We start from the raw sequence: 17,921 nt of genomic DNA, 5'->3' as shown, positions 1-17,921 counted from the left end.
GGGATGGGCTGCTTGGCGGGTGAGCGACCCGTACGGCTGGATGATCGCCGGGCGCATGTTGCAAGGGCTCGGGGCGGCCGGGGCGTTTCCGATCGTTTTGCCGCTTGTCGGGGATTTGTTTCCGGATGAGGAGGAGGCAAGCCGCTGTTTAGGGACGGTTGAAACGGCGAACACGTTCGGCAAAGTGCTAAGCCCGATTCTCGGGGCGATGCTGGCTGGCATCATTTGGTTTTTTCCATTTTTTTCGTTCCCTGTCTTTTGCCTGCTATCGGCAGCAATGATGGTTTGGTCCATCCAGGTGCCGGCGCGTCGGGAGCGGCCGTTGCCGTTTCGGGATTTTATTGCGGTGGTGGCGGCGATTTTCCGCCGCGAAGGGCGTTGGCTGATCGGGGTGTTTGTCATCGGCGGTTTGTTGATGCTTGTGTTGTTTGCGTTTTTATTTTTCCTTTCAAGCCGTCTTGAAGATGTGTATGGCATTGATGGAATGAGGAAAGGATGGGTGCTCGCCATCCCGCTCGGGGCGCTCTGCCTCGCTTCATTTGCGGCCGGGAAAGCGATTGGCGACCGGAAACAGCGGATGAAATGGGGCGCTGCAGCCGGCTCCGTTCTATTGGCGGCTGCGTTGGCCCTCGTTCCCCTTCATTCATCCCTTTCCGTTTGGCTGGCGTTGTTCTCGGTAGCCGGCATCGGCATCGGCGCTGCGCTGCCGTGTTTAGATGCGCTTATCACGGAAGGAATTGAGAAAAGCGAGCGCGGGACGGTGACATCGTTTTACAGTTCGCTTCGTTTTATCGGCGTGGCTGCCGGACCGCCGTTGGCAGCCTGGCTGATGAAAGGCGGCGCCGGTCCGCTTTTGTTCTTGCTCAGCGGGCTGGCGTTGCTTGGCGGAGCTCTTGCCGTTTGGCTGATCCGTCCGGAAGGAGAGAAAGGAGGAAGAGGATGAGAGCCGTCACATACCAAGGCATAACTTTGGCTATTCTGACACGTTTGGCGGCTACCCGGGCGGGCAAGCTGAATATTTGCGCGTGCTTTCGCGCAACATTGCGCTGAAAATGGGGCAGGCGCCGGTCATTCATTACATTCCGACGTTATACGAGTGGATCGTGGAAGGGAAGTTCGATCCGACCGATATCATTACCCATCGCCTGCCGCTTGATGAGGCGCAATACGCATACGAAATTTTCGACGAAAAGAAAGACGGCTGTATTAAAGTGGTACTCAAACCGTAGCGGCGCATAAAGTTGGCGCAGCGGAGACACGATAAGAAAAAATGTGGGAAGGAGGATGCGGGTGAACAATGTAGCGTTCCCGGTCGCCCGTCTCCATGACGGGACGCTCCGCCAGCTGCAGCAGCTTGAACAGCGGCTGCGCGAGGAGACGGGGGAAGAAATTGTGCTTGTCGCTTATGAGCGGAAAACGGTTGATGAGGAGGAGACGAAACGATGATGAAGCGAAAAGTGAAATTTGACGCAGCGAAAAACAACAATAAAACGCCAACGGAAAGCTTGCCGGATACCGAATTTGCGGCACAATATGCCGGCGAGGAGGACATGATCCGCGGCGCGAACCGCAATTCGAAAAAAGGGCGGCAAGGAGGCGGGGATGGGTAAAGAGCATAAGAAGCGGCCCGCTCGAACGAATGAAGAAACGGCGTTTGAATGGGGCGATTTCGCTGCCCACGAGCCGCTTTGGATCATGGAGGAACAAAAACGGGCGAAAGAAAATGAAAAGAAACGAAAAAAGCAGGGATAACGCTCCCTGCTTTTTCACGTGGTGCACAAAAAAGCCGTGCCTCCGGCGTTTGGCCGTTAGGCGGATGCCGAAGCGGACAAGGCGGACAGCGGCGCGGAAAACAGCGTCGCACCGGCACCGGACGGGTCGAAGTAGGCGACGATGACGGTTGGCGCAAACGAGAGCTGCTTCGCGGCGATATAGCGGCCGACATCAACCGGCACGATTTCCACGACCGTATGTTTAAACAATTCCTTTTCCCCGAGCCCGAGGGCGGCAAAGTCCTCCCCAAGCACCTCGGGGCGCTCAAGCAGCGCGCGGTAAACGGTCGTGCGCGTCGTTTTCTCCGTTTTTTCATTCCACCACGGCTTGCGTGGTTTGTATTTTTGGTTGCGCAAATAGTCGTATTTCATAAGCGACTCGGCGACAGGCAGGGCATCTGGCATACACGTACGCAAAAACTCATGCAGGCGGCGGAACAAGTCTTCCAACTGGTGGCCGATGCGCGCCCAGCCGCGCTCATCCCAATACGCGCCAAACTGCTGGAAAAAGTCAAACGGCGACGGGAACACATCGGTCACCAAGTACTCGATCGTTTCGTCCATTCGATGGGCGTTCCAATATTTTTCAAGCACGTCTTCCACTTGCTTGATGCGGATGACGTCATCAAACGACAAGACGTTGTTGGCGAGCACTTCGTATGGCGCATGGTCCATATACACATAGCCGTACTCCTCGGCGCGCAGGCGCAACCCAGTGCCGCGCAGCAGTTTCAAAAAGCCAAGCTGCAGTTCTTCCGGACGGAGGGCGAACACGTCGTTAAACGTCTTTCGGAACGAGTCGTAATCTTCTTCCGGCAGCCCGGCGATCAAATCCAAATGCTGGGCGATTTTCCCGCCCTCTTTAATCATCGTTACCGTTCGCGAAAGTTTGGCGAAGTTTTGTTTGCGCATAATGAGCCGGTTTACTTCGTCGTTCGTCGACTGGACGCCGATTTCAAAACGGAACAGGCCGGGCGGCGCTTCACGGTTTAAAAACTCGATCACCTCGGGGCGCATGATGTCGGCGGTAATTTCAAACTGAAAGACCGTTCCTGGTACATGTTCGTCAATCAAAAAGCGGAACATGTCCATTGCATAGCTGCGGCTGATGTTGAACGTCCGGTCGACGAACTTGATCGTCCGCGCTCCGTGCCGCATCAAGTAGCGCAAGTCGTCTTTAATTTTTTCGCGGTCAAAGTAGCGGACGCCGACTTCAATCGAGGACAGGCAAAATTGGCAGCTGAACGGGCAGCCGCGGCTCGTCTCGACATAAACGATCCGGTTTGGAAGATGGGGAATGTCTTCTGGAAAGCGAAATGGTGACGGCATGTCAGCCAAGCGGATTTTATTCCGCTGTGGGTTGATGACGATGCGGTCCCCGTCACGAAACGCCAGCCCTGCGACATCTGCCACTTCTTTGCGGCCTTCTAAGGCAAAGAGCAGCTGTTTAAACGTTTCTTCCCCTTCGCCGATCACGATAAAATCAAATTCCGGCACTCGTTCCATCCACTCGCGTACGTCGTATGATACTTCCGGTCCGCCGACGACGATCGTCACGTCCGGCGCCGCTTTTTTTAACATTTTTACGACTTTGATCGTTTCTTCAATGTTCCAAATGTAGCAGCTGAAGCCGATGACATCCGGACGGCGTTGGTACAAATCAGTCACAATGTTCAGCACCGGGTCTTTGATCGTATACTCAACAAGCTTGACGTCAAATTCGGGTTGAGCGTATGCTTTTAAATAGCGGATGGCTAAATTCATATGAATGTATTTGGCGTTCAATGTCGCACAGACGATGTTCATCGCAACAAAACCCCTTTGTCTATAATATAGCAGCAAAACTCCTTTGTCTATAATTTATAGATGCAATTGGAAGCTTTCATTTGGCTTTAAGCGAGGGGGGAGAGTTGACTATCATGCAGTTTAGCCAAATGAAAAAGCAGAAAAACTTGTCGAACATTGTGGAAAAGAATTTTAAAAAATCTTCGTAAATCAAGGGAGGAGTAAATTTTTCCACATCGAATATATATTTCGTTGAATGGTTTGAATAGACAAGGAGAGATGGATATGGCCCAAAGCCTTTCTCCTCGGGAAGAACAAAATGCATCGCCGGATGTGCGGTCGCTTGAAGAGGAAAATCGGCGGTTAAAAGAGCGGTTGAACAGTTATTCGATCATTTTTGAGCGGTCGCTCGATGCGATCGTGATTTTAAATAAAAACGGTGAATTTGTCGATGTGAACGAAGCGGCGTGCAAGCTGTTTGAAATGGATAAGTTTGACTTGATCGGCCGTTCGTTCTCTTCGTTCCTCGAACTCGTGCCGCCGGATATTTTGCTGTTTCAGCAGTCGATGCTGCAAAAGTTCGGCTCGTTCAGCGACGAGCTGCTCATTAAGCTGCCGGACGGCAAGGTGAAGCATATCGAATTTTCGATAAAAAAAGACGTGTTTCATGAATTTGACCTCGTGATGATGCGCGACGTTTCGGCTCATAAGGCGCTTGAGCGCGAACGAATCATTCATGAGTTTTTGTTTCGCGACGTATTCAACCGCGCCGTCGACGGCATCGTCATTTTCGATGAATTTGGGCGGTTTATCGATGTCAATCCGGCGTTTTCGATGAGCTTGAACTTGGAAAAAGGAAAACTGCTCAATTTGTCGTTTCAGCAGTTCGTCGCCCGCGAATGCGCCAATGAGTTCGCACGGCTGCTCGCGGAAGTGAAAGAAAAGGGAACGGCCAAAGGCGAGTTGTCGCTTGTCCGCCCGGACGGAACGGTGAAAATGTTTGAACTGACGGCGACGTCGAACGTCTACAGCGGCTTTTACATGGCCATTATGCGCGACGTGACCGAGAGGAAAAATATGGAAATCAAGCTACAAAAAAGCGAAGAGCGGTTTCGGGCCATTTTCGAGCAGGCGCATGAGGCGATTCTCATTTGGGATGATTTTGGCTACATATTGAACGCCAATCCGGCCGCGAGCCGGACGTTTGAGCTGCCTTTGAATTTGCTTGTGCGCCGCAATTTGCTCGATTTTGTGGAATATGGGGATGAAAAGGTGAAGCGGATTTTCAGCGAGTTCCGCCAAAAAGGGGAAATTCGCGATGAGCTGACGTTCCATATGCCAAACGGCGAACAGAAACAGCTTGAGTTTACGATGAAAAAAGGGGCGATTGACGGCTACCATTTGACCATTTTCCGCAACGTGAGCGAGCGGCGGAAAATCGAGCGCGAACTGCGGGAAAGCGAACAAAAATTCCGCAGCATTTTCGATCACTCGATGGACGGCATTTTGCTTTGGGATGAGCAGCATCGCATCATTGACGCCAATCCAATCGCCTGCGGCATTTTTTCTGCTGAAAAGGAGGCGCTTCTTGGCCGGAAGGTCGGCGAACTTCTTCCGGACCGGGCGCGCCGCCAGTTGAACAAGCTGATGGCTGAGTGTCAGCGCGCTGGCGAGGCGAGCGGCGAAGTCGAGTTTTCCGATGAGACAAAGGGGCGAATCATCGAGTTTTCGTTGAAAAAAGAAGTCATTCCCGGCGTTGGAATGATGACGTTTCGCGATGTGACCGAGCGGAAGGAGATGGAGCTGCAGCTGCGCAAATCGGATACGCTCAATGTCGTCGGCGAGCTCGCTGCCGGCATCGCCCACGAAATCCGCAACCCGATGACGGCGTTAAAAGGGTTCATCCAGCTGCTGCAAGGAAGCATTGACGGCGATTATTCGATGTATTTTAATGTCATTATGTCGGAATTGAAGCGGATCGAATCGATCATCACCGAGTTTCTCGTTTTGGCCAAACCGCAGGCGGTGCAATACAAGCAAAACGACATTTGCAAAATCATGCAGGATACGATCGATTTGATCAGCGCCCAGGCGATGATGCATAACGTGCAAATCATTGCCGATTTCGACCGCGGGCTGCCGCCGGTGTATTGCGAGCCGAATCAGCTGAAGCAGGTGTTTATCAACATTTTGAAAAACGCCATTGAAGTGATGCCCAAAGGCGGGGACATTACGGTGCGCATCACCCGCGCCGGGTGCTATGTGCGCATCTCCATCACCGACCAAGGATGCGGCATTCCAAAAGATAAAATCAAAAAGCTTGGCGAGCCGTTTTATACGACGAAAGAACGCGGCACCGGCCTCGGCTTGATGGTCAGCTATAAAATCATAGAAGAGCACCAAGGGAAAATTGACGTGGAAAGCGAAGTCGGGGTCGGCACGACGTTTCATATTACGCTGCCGATTGAGCGGACAGAGAGGGAAGACGACGATGGCGATTGAATATGCCGTATACCGGTCGGAGCTGCTTGGCGATCTATACATCGCTTCCGACGGCGAAGCGATCATGAAAGTTGAACTGTTTCCGGAAGAATGGTGCGCGTTTGCGGGCGGGCATCCGGTTGTCCAAAGCCGGTCGCCGTTGCTTGAACGCGCGCTTCGACAGTTGGATGAGTACTTTCACGGCCGCCGCCGGACGTTTGATTTGCCGCTGAAATGGAAAGGGACGCCCTTCCAAGAAGAAGTGTGGGCGGCGCTTTGCCGCATCCCATACGGCGAGACGGCGACATACGCTGACATCGCTGCGCAAATCGGCCGCCCGAAGGCGGTCCGCGCCGTCGGCCAGGCGAACCGGGCGAATGAGCTCGCCATCATCGTCCCGTGCCATCGCATTGTCGGCAAAAACGGCGCCCTCGTCGGCTACGCCGGAAGCCGAACCGATGTAAAAGCAAAGCTGCTGGAGTTGGAGCGGCGCTATCAATCGCGCTTCAGCTGATCGGTGGGTGTGTATGCCTCCCAAAATGGCGCCCGCCCCCATGACGCGAATCCATGGGGGCAGGGAACGGGACATTATTTTTTTTGCCAATGCGACAACGCGAGGGCGCCGACTAAAATGGCGCCTTTAATAATGTCTTGGGCGTAATACGGGACGTTCATCATCGTCAAGCCGTTCAACAACACGCCCATCAAAATCGAACCGAACAGGGTGCCGATGACGTTCGGCTTGCCGGCGCCGAAGACAGAAAAGCCGATGTAGGCGGCGGCGACGCCGTCCATCAAAAACGAAGCGCCGGCCGACACTTGCCCGGTGCCGATGCGCGAGGCGAGCACGATGCCCCCCAAGGCGGCGAAAAAGCCGCTGATGACGTACGCATACGTCCGGTAACGGTTGACCGGGATGCCGGAGAGCCGTGCCGCTTCCCGGTTTTCACCCGTTAAATAAAAGAGACGGCCAGGTTTGGTGTATGTTAAAAACAAGTGGGCGGCCATGACGACAACGAGCATGAGCAAGACCGAAAACGGCACGCCAAACAGCTCCCCTTGGCCGATAAATAAAAAGGAAGGAATAAATTTGCCCGGCGCCGTGCCGCCATCAGGCAGCGGCATGTCGTTATAAATCGAAAATCCTTTTGTATACGTAAGCTGCACGCCGTTGATCGCGTACATCGTCGCCAACGTGGCGAGCAAATCGGGCAGTTTGAATTTGACGATCAACAACGAATTAAGCAGCCCGACGGCGACGCCGAGCAACAGCGGCACGAGCAAGGTGACGAAAATTTCTTGGCGATGCAAGACAAGCGCCGCCGCACTGGCAATCGTCGCCAAGCTCACTGTCGAACCGACCGACAAATCGAAGCCGTCGACGATGAGCGAAAATGTAATGCCAATGGCCACCAAGGTGACGATGGAAATGGAACGCAAAATGTCGCTGAAGTTTTCATAGGTGAAAAACCGGTCTTGTGTCAGGCCAAAATAGGCGATTACAGCCAAAATGGCAAGCAGTGTGCCATGTTTATACAAAAATTCAAGAATGAACGGCGCCGCTTTTTTCGACGGCGGCGCGGAAACGGCCGGCTGGCTCATCGATCTCACCTCCGCTGCAATAGTACACAAGCTGTTCATAGGTTAGTTCTGCGGCCGGCAGGCGGGTGAGCAGCCGGCCGTCAGCCATGATGTAGATGGTGTCGCACACCTCAAGAAGCTCGTGAAATTCACTCGAAAAATATAGTACTGTTTTTCCTTCATCGGCGAGAGCACGGATGATGGAAAACACCTCTTGTTTGGCGTGGACATCGATTCCTTTCGTGGGCTCGTCGAATAGAAAAACACGCGCGTTTGTGTTCAGCCATTTGCCGATGACGACTTTCTGCTGGTTGCCGCCGCTTAAGTGGCGGACAGCGGTCGAAGGCGACGGCGGATGGATGCCGAGCGAGCGGACAAGTTCGTCGGCGGCGTCCGTTTCCTTCCTCCGGCTGATCCATTGCCAGCGCGACAGCCGGGAAAGGAGGCGGACGGTGATGTTGGTTTTCACTGACTCGGGCAAGAACAGCCCTTGTTTGCGCCGTTCTTCCGGAATAAGACAAAGGCCGGCGGCAATCGCTTCATGCGGCGATGAAAATGTATAGCGCCGGCCGTCAAGTTGCCATTCGCCAGACGTCTTCCGGTGGGCGATGAGGCTTTCAGCGAGCTCCGTTTTGCCGGCGCCAACCAAGCCGGCGATGCCGACGATTTCGCCGCGATGGGCGTAAAGATCGACCGTCGTGCCGGTTTTTTCGATCGTGATCCCACGGACGGCAAAGGCGATGTCGCTTCCATGCGCGCGCGTTTGTTTCATGGCGGCGGCTCGCCTTGTTCCGGTCATATGAAGGACGATGTCTTCAAGCGGCAAACCGCGGGCGGAACCATGGTAGGCGACGCGGCCGTCGCGCAAAATCGTCAGCCGGTCGGCGATTTCCTGCACTTCTTTCAGTTTATGAGAGATGTAAATAAAGCCGACGCCTTGCTGTTTCAGTTCCGTGATGATGGCAAACAGCCGCTTCGTTTCGGCTTCGCTCAAGGCGGCGGTCGGTTCGTCCAAAATGATGTAGCGCGCATTCGATGACAACACTTTGGCGAGCACGATCAGCTGTTTTTCATGGAGCGAGCAGTCGCGCACGAGCTTTGCCGGCGAAATGGCAAGGCCGACGCGGCGAAGCAGAGCAGCGGCCCGTTCTTTTTCCCGGCGCAGCGAGCGGATCGGCTGTTTCTTCACATCAGCGAGCTCATCAGCCGCCAAGTTTTCGTAAACGGGCAATCCTGGAAAAAGCGCCGTGTCGACCTCTTGGACGACGAAGCCGATGCCGGCTCGTTTCGCGTCAAGCGGCGACGAAAAGGTGCAGTTGACGCCATCGATCGTGATCGTGCCGGCGTCGGGAGGAATGGCGCCGGCCAAAATGTTCATGAGCGTGCTTTTGCCGGCGCCGTTCATGCCCAAAAGGGCGTGGACTTCGCCTGGACGGACGGAAAAGTCCACGCCGTCAAGCACGCGCACCGCGCCAAACGATTTTTCAATGCCTCGCATTGACAGCCTGTTCATTTTTTGTTCACCTGAGCTTCCAACGTTTTCATCCATGGCGAGATGGCGACGTTCGATTGCCCCCAGCCCGGGATGTATTGCGAAAGCTCGTTCATCGATACTTGCTTATCGGGCAAGTCGGTCCGTTTTACTAAATGCGGCTCGAGCGAGTAAATGTTCGGCGTTTTCTCGCCGGCGATTTTTTGATAGGCGAACCGCACCTGAACGCGGCCGACTTCCGCCGGATCCGTCGCTGTTGTCGCCACCCACGGACTGTTCGGTTTTTGGATCATTTGCAAGTCTTCGTCACTCAAATCGATGCCGTATACTTTGATTTCCGTACGCCCGGCTTGCTCGATGGCGCGCGTCGCTCCTTTGGCGAACTCGTCCCAAGTTGCGAAGACGGCGTCAATGTCGCCTTTGTTCGGATATTTTTTCAAAATGGCCTCCATTTGCGTTTGCGTGTCCAAAGCCGTGTTGGCGCTCGCCGTACCGAACTTGGCGACTTCTTTTATGTTCGGATAGCGTTTTTTGAACGCCTCATAAATGACGTGGCGCCGCTCCATTGGAGTAAAACCGCCGACCCAAATCGTGACGATGTTGCCCTCTCCATTTAAATCTTCGGCGAGTGTTTTTAACGTTTTCCAGGCGAGGCTGTAGTCGTCTTGGTCGATGACGGTGACGCCGGGAACGTTCAAATCGTTGTCAAAGGCGACGACCGGGATGCCTTTTTCAACCGCTTTTTTCACCGGGCCTTCGAGCGCATCAGCGCGGCCGTGATCAAGCAGAATGGCATCAACGTTTTGCGTGATGGCCGTTTCTACGTATGAGGCCATTTTCGTCAAGTCGTTGTCGGCGTTGTAAATTTGCACTTCGCCGCCGAACTTTTGCACTTGTTCTTTGACGCCGGCGATGTATTGCGACGAGAACGTGCCGATGGACATTTGCATAATGGCGGCGATCTTCACCGGTTTTTTCAGCTTCTCCGGGATGGCCGCCTGTTCGCTGCTCGATGCGGTTTGGTTGTTGGATGAGACGGTGTCGCCTTGGATGGCCGTTTGCTTCGTTTCGCTGGCCGGCTTAGAGCTCACGGCGTCTTGCTCGTTCGTGCAGCCGGCCAAGACGGAGAACACGGCAAAGAAAAGAAGAGAAAGGAACGATAAGGCCTTAAATCGTTTCATGCTGCTCCTCCTTTGCAAATAACGCTGGCAGTGCCGCGCTGTAGCTGCCGCGGACGATGCCTTTTTCGGTAATGATCGCGGTAATCAGTTCGTTTGGCGTCACGTCAAACGCCGGGTTATACACGTTGACGCCTTCCGGGGCGACGCGCACGCCGGCCAGATGGGTCACTTCATCCGGATGGCGCTCTTCAATCGGGATGTCTGCCCCTGTCTTTGTCGCCAAATCGATGGTGGACAACGGTGCGGCGACGTAAAACGGAATGCCAAACGATTTGGCGAGCAAGGCGAGGCCGAACGTGCCGATTTTGTTCGCTGTATCGCCGTTTTGTGCGATCCGGTCGGCTCCGACGATAATGGCGCGAATCCCTTTCGCTTTGATCGTTTGCGCCGCCATGTTGTCCGTAATAAGCGTGACGTCGACGCCTGCTTGCATCAGCTCCCAGGCGGTCAGACGCGCTCCTTGCAAAACGGGGCGCGTCTCAAGGGCGTACACGGATAACTCGATCCCTTTCTCTTTCGCCAAATAAAACGGGGCGAGCGCCGTGCCGTAGCGGGCGGTGGCGATCGAGCCGGCGTTGCAAATCGTCATCACCCGGTCGCCTGGGCGAAAAAGCGATAACGCATGTTCGCCGATGCGGCGGCAGACATCTTCGTCCTCGATTTGGATGCGGATCGCCTCGTGAATAAGCGCCGTTTTCGCTTCGTTGACCGAGGCGGCGTCTTTGGCGGCGGCAGTGAGCCGGTCAAGCGCCCAAACCAAATTGACGGCCGTCGGGCGGGCGCTTGCCAAATAATCGCGGTCTTGCTTTAGGCGGCTATGGAACTCGTGGACCGTTTCCGCTTTATAATGCGAGGCGGCGAGCGCCAGACCATAAGCGGCGGTGATGCCGATCGCCGGCGCTCCGCGCACTTTCAGCGAGGCGATCGCATCGTACACGTCTTCAAGCGTATGCAGGTCGATATATTCTGTTGCTAATGGCAATTTTTGTTGGTTTAAAATCGTGATATGCGTCTCGCGCCACTCGACAGAGCGCGGGATGGCAAAGGTGTCCATCGTCGTCTTCCTTTCTTTTCACATTTTCCGTTGATCCGGGCCGGCACTGGGCCGGTCGTCGCCGTGTTACTATTCGGTTTCTGCAAACACTCGGCGGAAGCCGTCCGTTCCGGTCAGCTCGTTGCGCTCGACAATTAGGCGGCGGCCGAGGCGGAGCGCGTGTCGTTTGGCGGCAAGGCGGGCTTCTTTCTGCTCGATGCCGTCAAGGTCGGCCACATGGGCGAGGCCGATCGTCCGGCGGATGACTTCGCAGCCGGCAAAGCCGACAGCATCGATGAACGCATGCCGGAGCACTTCGTCAAGCAAGCCCGGTGTTGCGGCGTACGTCTCGATGCTTTTGGTGCGCCAAAGCTCCGAGAATATGGACGCAAAGACGTCCCAGGTCCGGTCGATGTGATCAAAGAGCGGTTGGCGCTCAACGTCAGGGCGGGACAACGCATTTAACAGCAAGTTGGCGAAAAATTGCCCAAGGTCAAAGCCGATCGGGCCGTAAAAGGCGAATTCCGGGTCGATTACTTTCGTTTCGTCGGTGCTTGCGAAAATGCTGCCGGTATGCAAATCGCCATGCAGAAGCACATCGGCTTCGGTTAAAAACTTGCGCTTCAACTTCGCCGCTTCCAAACGGAGGCGGTCGTCATTCCAAAGCGTTTCGACGTCCGGCCGCAGCTCGCCTTCGAAGTTGTTCGTGTCATGGTCGAAAAATGGATCGGTGAAGACGAGATCTTCGGTGATTTTGCACAGTTCCGGATTGACGAAGCTTTGCGCCAATTTCTTTTTCTCTTGCTGGTTCATGCCGAAATCGGATGTGTAAAACGCTGTTTTGGCGATAAATTCGCCGATATGCCGGGACAAAAGCGGGAATGTTTTCCCTTCGATCAACCCTTTGCGGGCGATTTGCAGACGGGACAAGTCTTCCATCACGGTAATGGCAAGCGATTCGTCAGAATAGTAGACGTTCGGCACGTATTGCGGTACATAGCTGGCAAACGTGCGCAACGCGTTGCTTTCAATAACCGCGCGCTTTAACGTGAGCGGCCAGCTTTCGCCGACGACTTTCGCGTACGGGAGCGCCTGTTTGATGATGACGCCTTGCTTCGTTTCCTGATCGACGATATGAAAGACTAAGTTTAAGTTTCCGTCGCCGATTTCGCGGCACACAAGCGGCGCCCCGTCTCGGAATAGGCCGAGGCGGACGGCGAGGGCGGTCGCTTTTTGTTCGGTGAGCGGTTCGTAAACAGTGGATTGGACAATCGTCATTTTCACGTTCCCCCTTTAGGTTTTGGCAAATGAAAAAGCCTCTTTCGCATACGGAAAGAGGCTTGAAGATGCATCGTCTTCGCGCCTCTTATCTTTCAGAAAGACATCGGTCTTTCTGTTGGACTTAGCACCGTGCCCTGCGGAAGCGGTTCGCTTCCGGCGCCGCCTTTGGCGTGCGCCCTATCTCACGATAGCATTACGGTCGGTTGCTGGGCTTCATTGGGCCAATTCCCTCAGCCAACTCTTGATAAGAGTACCGATCTAGCTATTAAGTTTTTGCAATTTTCACGATGTTAACAATCGTTTGGTTGCTTGATTCGAATGATACAGGTTGGGCTGGCGGATTGTCAATACGTTTTGAAAAATTTTTTTGCCGCCTCTTCATAATCGTGCGGCCGGCGGTCGGCAAACACCGGGATGCGTGCGCGGACGTCCGCAACGAGCGAGGGATCGATGTCGGCCGAGAGAATGCCCGGCTTCTCGTCCGCCTCGGCGATAATTTCGCCCCATGGGTCGATGATGAGCGAATGGCCGGCGAAGACGTTGTTCGGGTCGCGTCCGGCCCGGTTGCAAGCGACGACATAGCATTGGTTTTCAATCGCCCGCGCCATCAGGAGCGTCCGCCAATGGTGAAGGCGGGGAAGCGGCCATTCGGCGACGACAAACAGCACTTCCGCTCCGGCCAACGCATGGGCGCGAATCCACTCCGGAAATCGGATGTCATAGCAAATGACCCCAGCGCACGGCAGCCCGTCAAGCGAGAACAAGCCTGGCTCGTTTCCCGGCTGCAAATACAAATGTTCATCCATCAATTGGAACAGGTGAAGCTTGCTGTATTCGCCGACGATTTGGCCATGGCGGTCGGCCACGATCATCGTGTTTGTCACGCCGGCGGCTGTTTTTTTGGCGACCGAACCGGCGACGAAATGGACGCCGTACGTTTGCGCCAATCGGGAAGCGAGCGCCTTCGCCCGTTCGGCGCCTTCGTCGGCAATTTCATCCAGGCGCGTCAAATCGTAGCCGGTCGTCCATAACTCTGGCAGCACGATGATGTCAGCGCCGTCTTTGGCAGCGGATTCCACGGCCTGTTCGGCTTGCTGTTCGTTTTTTGCTGGATCGCCAAATGCAATGTCAAGCTGCAGGCAGGCGATGCGGATCGTCATGAGCGTTCACCTCGGAAAAAAATTTTTCTTTACATTTTGCTTTTAACGATATATGATGTTGCACTAGAATTTCAAGAATGTTTGAGAAGGTGTGGACGATGACGATCGAATTTCCCTTTTCCGAACTGCTTGAACAGCTGCCGAAGCAGTTTTTCGCCTCGCTCGTGGCGAAAGTCGGTGCGAAGATCAAGGCGGGTTATGATGTGATCAACTTAGGGCAGGGCAATCCGGATCAGCCGACGCCGGCGCACATTGTCGAAGCGATGCAGAAGGCAGCCGCGAACCCAAAATACCATAAATATTCGCCGTTTCAAGGCTACTCGTTTTTGAAAGAAGCCGTAGCGGCGTTTTACGCGCGCGAGTACGGGGTGACGATCGACCCGGCCCGCGAGGTCGCCATCTTGTTCGGCGGCAAAGCCGGGCTTGTCGAGCTGCCGCTTTGCCTCGTCAACCCGGGCGATGTCGTGCTCGTCCCGGACCCGGGTTATCCGGACTATTGGTCGGGAATCGCGCTCGCCCGCGCGCGGATGGAAATGATGCCGCTTGTCGCGGAGAATGGGTTTCTGCCGGATTATTCGGCCATTCCCAGGGCGGCGGCCGACCGGGCGAAACTGATGTTTTTAAACTATCCGAACAACCCGACCGGCGCGACGGCGACGAAGGAGTTTTTTGCTGAAACGGTGGCGTTTGCGGAAAAGTACGGCATAGCCGTTGTGCACGATTTTGCCTATGGCGCGATCGGCTTTGACGGCCAAAAGCCGGTCAGCTTTCTAGAAGTGGACGGGGCGAAAGACATTGGCGTTGAAATCTACACGTTCTCGAAAACGTACAATATGGCCGGCTGGCGCGTGGCGTTCGCTGTCGGCAATGAGCGGATCATCCGTGCCATTGAGTTGTTGCAAGATCATTTGTACGTCAGCTTGTTCGGCGCCGTCCAAGAAGCGGCGGCAGCTGCGCTCCTCGGCCCGCAAGACTGCGTCGCGGAGCTCGTTGCCTTGTACGAGGCGCGCCGCAATACGTTTATTCATGCTTTGCGCGCGATCGGCTGGGAAGCGCCGGCGCCGTCTGGATCATTTTTCGCCTGGCTTCCGTTGCCAAAAGGCGCATCATCCGCCGAATTTGCCGATCTGTTGCTTGAGCGGGCGCACGTCGCCGTCGCCCCAGGCATCGGTTTTGGAAAACACGGCGAAGGGTATGTGCGCGTTGGATTGTTGACCGATGAAGCGCGGCTTCGCGAAGCGGCGGAGCGGATCGGCCGGCTCGGATTGTTTTGAAAAAAAGAGCGGCAATGAACCGTTGACGGGACAACGTTGACCAGGCTGTTTTGAAAAAAATGATTGACAACGGCGGCAAAGGCTGTCATAATTCAAAGTAAATTTGCCAATCGTTTGACAAGTGCATAAACGAGCAGGCTTTCTTATCAAGAGCAGGCGGAGGGACGAGCCCAATGAAGCCCGGCAACCGGCTTGGCGCACGCTAAGCACGGTGCTAATTCTTGCAGCGGAAACGCTGGGAGATAAGAAGAGCGCCATGAATGAATGACGCCTCTTCTTAGGAAGGGGCTTTTTTATTTCGCCATATATTGAAAGAGGGATGGACGATGAGTGCAGTCATTGCGACGTATTTGCTTCATGATGAACACGATATTCGCCAAAAGGCGGAAGGAATCGCGCTCGGCTTGACAGTCGGCACATGGACCGACTTGCCGCAGCTAGAGCAAGACCAGCTTCGCAAGCATAAAGGGGAAGTCGTTGCGATCGAAGAGCTTGGCGAGAGCGAGCGGGTAAACGCCTATTTCGGCAAGCGGTTGAAGCGGGCAATCGTCAAAATCGCTTACCCGACCGTCAACTTCAGCGCCGATTTGCCAGCATTGTTGGTGACGACGTTCGGCAAGCTGTCGCTTGACGGGGAAGTGCGGTTGCTTGATTTGGCATTTCCGGAAGAATGGAAGCGGCAGTTTCCGGGGCCGCGCTTTGGCATCGCCGGCATTCGCGAAAAGGTCGGAGTGTACGACCGCCCGCTGTTGATGAGCATTTTCAAAGGCATCGTCGGCCGCGATTTGGCGTATTTGACATCAGAGTTGAAAAAGCAAGCGCTTGGCGGCGTTGACTTGGTCAAAGATGACGAAATTTTGTTTGACAGCGATCGTCTGCCATTTGCGAAGCGCATTACAGAAGGCAAAGCGGCGCTCGAAGAGGTGTACGAACAAACAGGCAAGCGGACGCTGTATGCCGTCAACTTGACCGGCAAAACGTTTGAACTGAAAGAAAAAGCGAAACGGGCGGCTGAGCTTGGCGCCGATGTGCTGTTGTTCAACGTGTTCGCCTATGGATTGGACGTCCTGCAAGGGTTGCGGGAAGATGAAGAGATTTCCGTTCCGATCATGGCCCACCCGGCGTTCAGCGGCGCGATCACGCCGTCGGAGTTTTACGGCGTCGCCCCGTCGCTCTTGCTTGGAAAGCTTTTGCGGCTTGCCGGCGCCGACTTTGTTCTGTTCCCGTCGCCGTACGGCAGCGTCGCCTTGGAGCGCGAGCAGGCGCTTGGCATCGCCCGGGCGCTGACCGATGAACAAGAGCCGTTTGCCCGGGCGTTTCCAGTGCCATCGGCCGGCATCCATCCGGGCTTGGTGCCGCTCCTTGTCCGCGATTTTGGCCTTGACAGCGTCGTCAACGCCGGCGGCGGCATCCACGGCCACCCGGACGGGGCGATCGGCGGCGGAAAGGCGTTTCGCGCCGCCATCGACGCAGCGCTGGTCGGCCGTCCGCTTCGTGAAGCGGCGAAAGACAACGAGGCGCTGCAAAAGGCGATCGACCGCTGGGGCGCTATTGAGGTGGAAGCATGACGAAACAACTCGTTCTTTTTTGCGATTTTGACGGCACGATCACGGAAAACGACAACATCATCGCGATTATGAAACAGTTCGCCCCGCCGGAGTGGGAGGCGCTAAAGGACGACATTCTCGCCCAGCGCATCTCCGTTCAGGAAGGCGTCGGAAAAATGTTTTCGCTTCTTCCGTCAGCGCTGAAAGGGGAGATTGTTGACTTTTTGCTTAGCACCGCCCGCTTGCGCGAAGGGTTCCGCGAGTTTGTCGCATGGACAAAAGAGCAAAGCATCCCGCTCTATATCGTGAGCGGCGGCATCGACTTTTTCGTCTATCCGCTGCTTGAAGGGCTCATTGAACCGGAGCGGATTTTTTGCAACGGCTCCGATTTCAGCGGTGAGACGATCCGCATCACATGGCCGCATGCATGTGACAGCCGGTGCCAAAACGGCTGCGGCTGCTGCAAGCCGTCGCTATTGCGCAGGCTTGCCCGCCCGGACGGGTATCACGTCGTCATCGGCGATTCGATCACCGACTTGGCGGTGGCCAGGCAAGCCGACTATGTGCTGGCGCGCGATTTTCTGCTTGAAAAATGTCAAGAGCTTGACCTGCCGCACGCGCCATTTGCGACGTTTTTTGACGTGATGGATGCGTTGCAGCGAATGGAGGTGATCGTATGAGCATCGTCGTGAAAAAGTGGAACGAGCTTGCGGAAGTGAAAGCCGAGCTCGCCGCCCGCGATTGGTTTTTCGCAACAAGCGGCAATTTGTCGATCAAAGTGACGGACGACCCGTTGACGTTTTTGGTGACAGCGAGCGGCAAGGATAAGCGGAAGCAAACGGATGAGGACTTCTTGCTCGTTGACGCTGCCGGCCGACCAGCGGAGAAAACACATTTAAAGCCATCAGCGGAGACGCTGCTGCATGTGGAAATTTACAACCGCACAAACGCCGGTTGCGTCTTGCACGTTCATACCGTGGACAACAATTTGATTTCTGAACTGTATGCGTCAAACGGGGAAGCAGTCTTTTCCGGCCAGGAAATCATCAAGGCGTTTGGCATTTGGGAAGAAAACGCCGCAGTGCGCATCCCGATCATTAACAATGACGCCGACATCCCGACGCTGGCTCGGGAGTTTGCGAACCATGTTCATGGCGACGCCGGCGCCGTGTTGATCCACAACCACGGCATTACCGTCTGGGGACGAACGGCGTTTGAAGCGAAAAAACATTTGGAAGCGTGGGAGTTTTTGTTCAGCTGGCAGGTGAAGCGGCTGCTTTTGCAACGGGCCGGCCTGCCGGTTGGTTAATATACATCTTTTAGAAGGGGGATTT

General features: G+C 55.0%; 17 protein-coding genes, 1 pseudogene and 2 riboswitches. Of the genes and pseudogenes, 11 read left to right on the top strand and 7 right to left on the bottom strand.

Going from position 1 to position 17,921, the window contains the following annotated elements:
* The 5 genes and pseudogenes from ETC02_RS09260 to ETC02_RS09240 all read left to right on the top strand — a co-directional run.
* Nucleotides 1-943, top strand: a 943-nt coding sequence (locus ETC02_RS09260) for an MFS transporter (protein WP_171698221.1), incomplete at its 5' end; no start/stop codon positions are given.
* Nucleotides 944-1,028: 85 nt separating this feature from the next.
* Nucleotides 1,029-1,229, top strand: a pseudogene (locus ETC02_RS09255) (glutathione-dependent formaldehyde dehydrogenase); the annotation flags it as partial.
* 61 nt (nucleotides 1,230-1,290) lie between these two features.
* Nucleotides 1,291-1,446 (top strand): hypothetical protein, encoded by a 156-nt coding sequence (locus ETC02_RS09250; protein WP_162837025.1) that lies wholly within the window; start codon nucleotides 1,291-1,293, stop codon nucleotides 1,444-1,446.
* On the top strand, nucleotides 1,443-1,610 hold the full coding sequence (locus ETC02_RS09245; RefSeq protein WP_011230441.1) for a hypothetical protein: 168 nt from the start codon (nucleotides 1,443-1,445) through the stop codon (nucleotides 1,608-1,610). Before ETC02_RS09250 ends, ETC02_RS09245 begins: the two co-directional genes overlap by 4 nt.
* On the top strand, nucleotides 1,603-1,752 hold the full coding sequence (locus ETC02_RS09240) for a hypothetical protein (protein WP_014195260.1): 150 nt from the start codon (nucleotides 1,603-1,605) through the stop codon (nucleotides 1,750-1,752). Before ETC02_RS09245 ends, ETC02_RS09240 begins: the two co-directional genes overlap by 8 nt.
* 56 nt (nucleotides 1,753-1,808) lie before the next feature.
* Here ETC02_RS09240 and ETC02_RS09235 read toward each other — a convergent pair whose 3' ends face one another.
* Nucleotides 1,809-3,578: a B12-binding domain-containing radical SAM protein gene (locus ETC02_RS09235; RefSeq protein ID WP_050368411.1), complete on the bottom strand. Its 1,770-nt coding sequence runs from the start codon at nucleotides 3,576-3,578 to the stop codon at nucleotides 1,809-1,811.
* A 264-nt stretch (nucleotides 3,579-3,842) separates the two neighbouring features.
* Here ETC02_RS09235 and ETC02_RS09230 point away from each other — a divergent pair, with 264 nt between their 5' ends.
* Entirely contained in the window at nucleotides 3,843-6,059 is a 2,217-nt protein-coding gene (locus tag ETC02_RS09230; RefSeq protein WP_050368412.1) for a PAS domain-containing sensor histidine kinase, read from the top strand.
* Nucleotides 6,049-6,552 (top strand): methylated-DNA--[protein]-cysteine S-methyltransferase, encoded by a 504-nt coding sequence (locus ETC02_RS09225; protein WP_050368413.1) that lies wholly within the window; start codon nucleotides 6,049-6,051, stop codon nucleotides 6,550-6,552. The genes ETC02_RS09230 and ETC02_RS09225 overlap by 11 nt, the downstream gene beginning before the upstream one ends.
* A 74-nt stretch (nucleotides 6,553-6,626) precedes the next feature.
* On the opposite strand, the gene ETC02_RS09220 is transcribed toward ETC02_RS09225, so the two are convergent.
* The 6 genes from ETC02_RS09220 to ETC02_RS09195 all read right to left on the bottom strand — a co-directional run bounded on the left by ETC02_RS09220 (nucleotide 6,627) and on the right by ETC02_RS09195 (nucleotide 13,766).
* Nucleotides 6,627-7,640: an ABC transporter permease gene (locus tag ETC02_RS09220; RefSeq protein WP_044745535.1), complete on the bottom strand. Its 1,014-nt coding sequence runs from the start codon at nucleotides 7,638-7,640 to the stop codon at nucleotides 6,627-6,629.
* Entirely contained in the window at nucleotides 7,582-9,132 is a 1,551-nt protein-coding gene (locus ETC02_RS09215; RefSeq protein ID WP_044745534.1) for a sugar ABC transporter ATP-binding protein, read from the bottom strand. Before ETC02_RS09215 ends, ETC02_RS09220 begins: the two co-directional genes overlap by 59 nt.
* A complete protein-coding gene (locus ETC02_RS09210) occupies nucleotides 9,129-10,292 on the bottom strand; it encodes a sugar ABC transporter substrate-binding protein (protein ID WP_033011873.1) in 1,164 nt (387 codons plus the stop codon). Before ETC02_RS09210 ends, ETC02_RS09215 begins: the two co-directional genes overlap by 4 nt.
* Nucleotides 10,279-11,346: an S-methyl-5-thioribose-1-phosphate isomerase gene (mtnA, locus tag ETC02_RS09205; protein WP_033011870.1), complete on the bottom strand. Its 1,068-nt coding sequence runs from the start codon at nucleotides 11,344-11,346 to the stop codon at nucleotides 10,279-10,281. The genes ETC02_RS09210 and mtnA overlap by 14 nt, the downstream gene beginning before the upstream one ends.
* A gap of 69 nt (nucleotides 11,347-11,415) precedes the next feature.
* Nucleotides 11,416-12,603, bottom strand: coding sequence for an S-methyl-5-thioribose kinase (gene mtnK / locus ETC02_RS09200; RefSeq protein WP_033011868.1), 1,188 nt, complete (start codon nucleotides 12,601-12,603; stop codon nucleotides 11,416-11,418).
* A gap of 85 nt (nucleotides 12,604-12,688) precedes the next feature.
* A riboswitch (SAM riboswitch) is annotated at nucleotides 12,689-12,857 on the bottom strand.
* A 93-nt stretch (nucleotides 12,858-12,950) separates the two neighbouring features.
* Entirely contained in the window at nucleotides 12,951-13,766 is an 816-nt protein-coding gene (locus ETC02_RS09195; RefSeq protein ID WP_050368415.1) for a carbon-nitrogen family hydrolase, read from the bottom strand.
* Between the two features lie 98 nt (nucleotides 13,767-13,864).
* Here ETC02_RS09195 and ETC02_RS09190 point away from each other — a divergent pair, with 98 nt between their 5' ends.
* The 4 genes from ETC02_RS09190 to ETC02_RS09175 all read left to right on the top strand — a co-directional run bounded on the left by ETC02_RS09190 (nucleotide 13,865) and on the right by ETC02_RS09175 (nucleotide 17,896).
* Nucleotides 13,865-15,040, top strand: coding sequence for a pyridoxal phosphate-dependent aminotransferase (locus ETC02_RS09190; RefSeq protein WP_033011866.1), 1,176 nt, complete (start codon nucleotides 13,865-13,867; stop codon nucleotides 15,038-15,040).
* 140 nt (nucleotides 15,041-15,180) lie between these two features.
* Nucleotides 15,181-15,289: riboswitch (SAM riboswitch) on the top strand.
* 77 nt (nucleotides 15,290-15,366) lie between these two features.
* Nucleotides 15,367-16,608 carry a 2,3-diketo-5-methylthiopentyl-1-phosphate enolase gene (gene mtnW / locus ETC02_RS09185; RefSeq protein WP_033011864.1) on the top strand — a complete coding sequence of 414 codons (1,242 nt, stop codon included), beginning with the start codon at nucleotides 15,367-15,369 and terminating at the stop codon, nucleotides 16,606-16,608.
* Nucleotides 16,605-17,267: a 2-hydroxy-3-keto-5-methylthiopentenyl-1-phosphate phosphatase gene (mtnX, locus tag ETC02_RS09180; protein ID WP_015374251.1), complete on the top strand. Its 663-nt coding sequence runs from the start codon at nucleotides 16,605-16,607 to the stop codon at nucleotides 17,265-17,267. Before mtnW ends, mtnX begins: the two co-directional genes overlap by 4 nt.
* Nucleotides 17,264-17,896 carry a methylthioribulose 1-phosphate dehydratase gene (locus tag ETC02_RS09175; protein ID WP_015374252.1) on the top strand — a complete coding sequence of 211 codons (633 nt, stop codon included), beginning with the start codon at nucleotides 17,264-17,266 and terminating at the stop codon, nucleotides 17,894-17,896. The genes mtnX and ETC02_RS09175 overlap by 4 nt, the downstream gene beginning before the upstream one ends.
* Nucleotides 17,897-17,921 lie beyond the last annotated feature (25 nt).

The sequence above is a fragment of the Geobacillus sp. DSP4a genome (assembly GCF_013096875.1).
Classification (GTDB): Bacteria; Bacillota; Bacilli; order Bacillales; family Anoxybacillaceae; genus Geobacillus; species Geobacillus thermophilus.
The sequence above is the reverse complement of the archived record's forward strand: the minus strand, read 5'-3'. Positions and strand labels throughout refer to the sequence as shown.

Coding starts and splice junctions, on each gene's coding strand:
- ETC02_RS09245 (WP_011230441.1), top strand. CDS start 1,443: ATGATGAAGCGAAAAGTGAAATTTGACGCAGCGAAAAACAACAATAAA.
- ETC02_RS09240 (WP_014195260.1), top strand. CDS start 1,603: ATGGGTAAAGAGCATAAGAAGCGGCCCGCTCGAACGAATGAAGAAACG.
- ETC02_RS09235 (WP_050368411.1), bottom strand. CDS start 3,578: ATGAACATCGTCTGTGCGACATTGAACGCCAAATACATTCATATGAAT.
- ETC02_RS09230 (WP_050368412.1), top strand. CDS start 3,843: ATGGCCCAAAGCCTTTCTCCTCGGGAAGAACAAAATGCATCGCCGGAT.
- ETC02_RS09225 (WP_050368413.1), top strand. CDS start 6,049: ATGGCGATTGAATATGCCGTATACCGGTCGGAGCTGCTTGGCGATCTA.
- ETC02_RS09220 (WP_044745535.1), bottom strand. CDS start 7,640: ATGAGCCAGCCGGCCGTTTCCGCGCCGCCGTCGAAAAAAGCGGCGCCG.
- ETC02_RS09215 (WP_044745534.1), bottom strand. CDS start 9,132: ATGAACAGGCTGTCAATGCGAGGCATTGAAAAATCGTTTGGCGCGGTG.
- ETC02_RS09210 (WP_033011873.1), bottom strand. CDS start 10,292: ATGAAACGATTTAAGGCCTTATCGTTCCTTTCTCTTCTTTTCTTTGCC.
- mtnA (WP_033011870.1), bottom strand. CDS start 11,346: ATGGACACCTTTGCCATCCCGCGCTCTGTCGAGTGGCGCGAGACGCAT.
- mtnK (WP_033011868.1), bottom strand. CDS start 12,603: ATGACGATTGTCCAATCCACTGTTTACGAACCGCTCACCGAACAAAAA.
- ETC02_RS09195 (WP_050368415.1), bottom strand. CDS start 13,766: ATGACGATCCGCATCGCCTGCCTGCAGCTTGACATTGCATTTGGCGAT.
- ETC02_RS09190 (WP_033011866.1), top strand. CDS start 13,865: ATGACGATCGAATTTCCCTTTTCCGAACTGCTTGAACAGCTGCCGAAG.
- mtnW (WP_033011864.1), top strand. CDS start 15,367: ATGAGTGCAGTCATTGCGACGTATTTGCTTCATGATGAACACGATATT.
- mtnX (WP_015374251.1), top strand. CDS start 16,605: ATGACGAAACAACTCGTTCTTTTTTGCGATTTTGACGGCACGATCACG.
- ETC02_RS09175 (WP_015374252.1), top strand. CDS start 17,264: ATGAGCATCGTCGTGAAAAAGTGGAACGAGCTTGCGGAAGTGAAAGCC.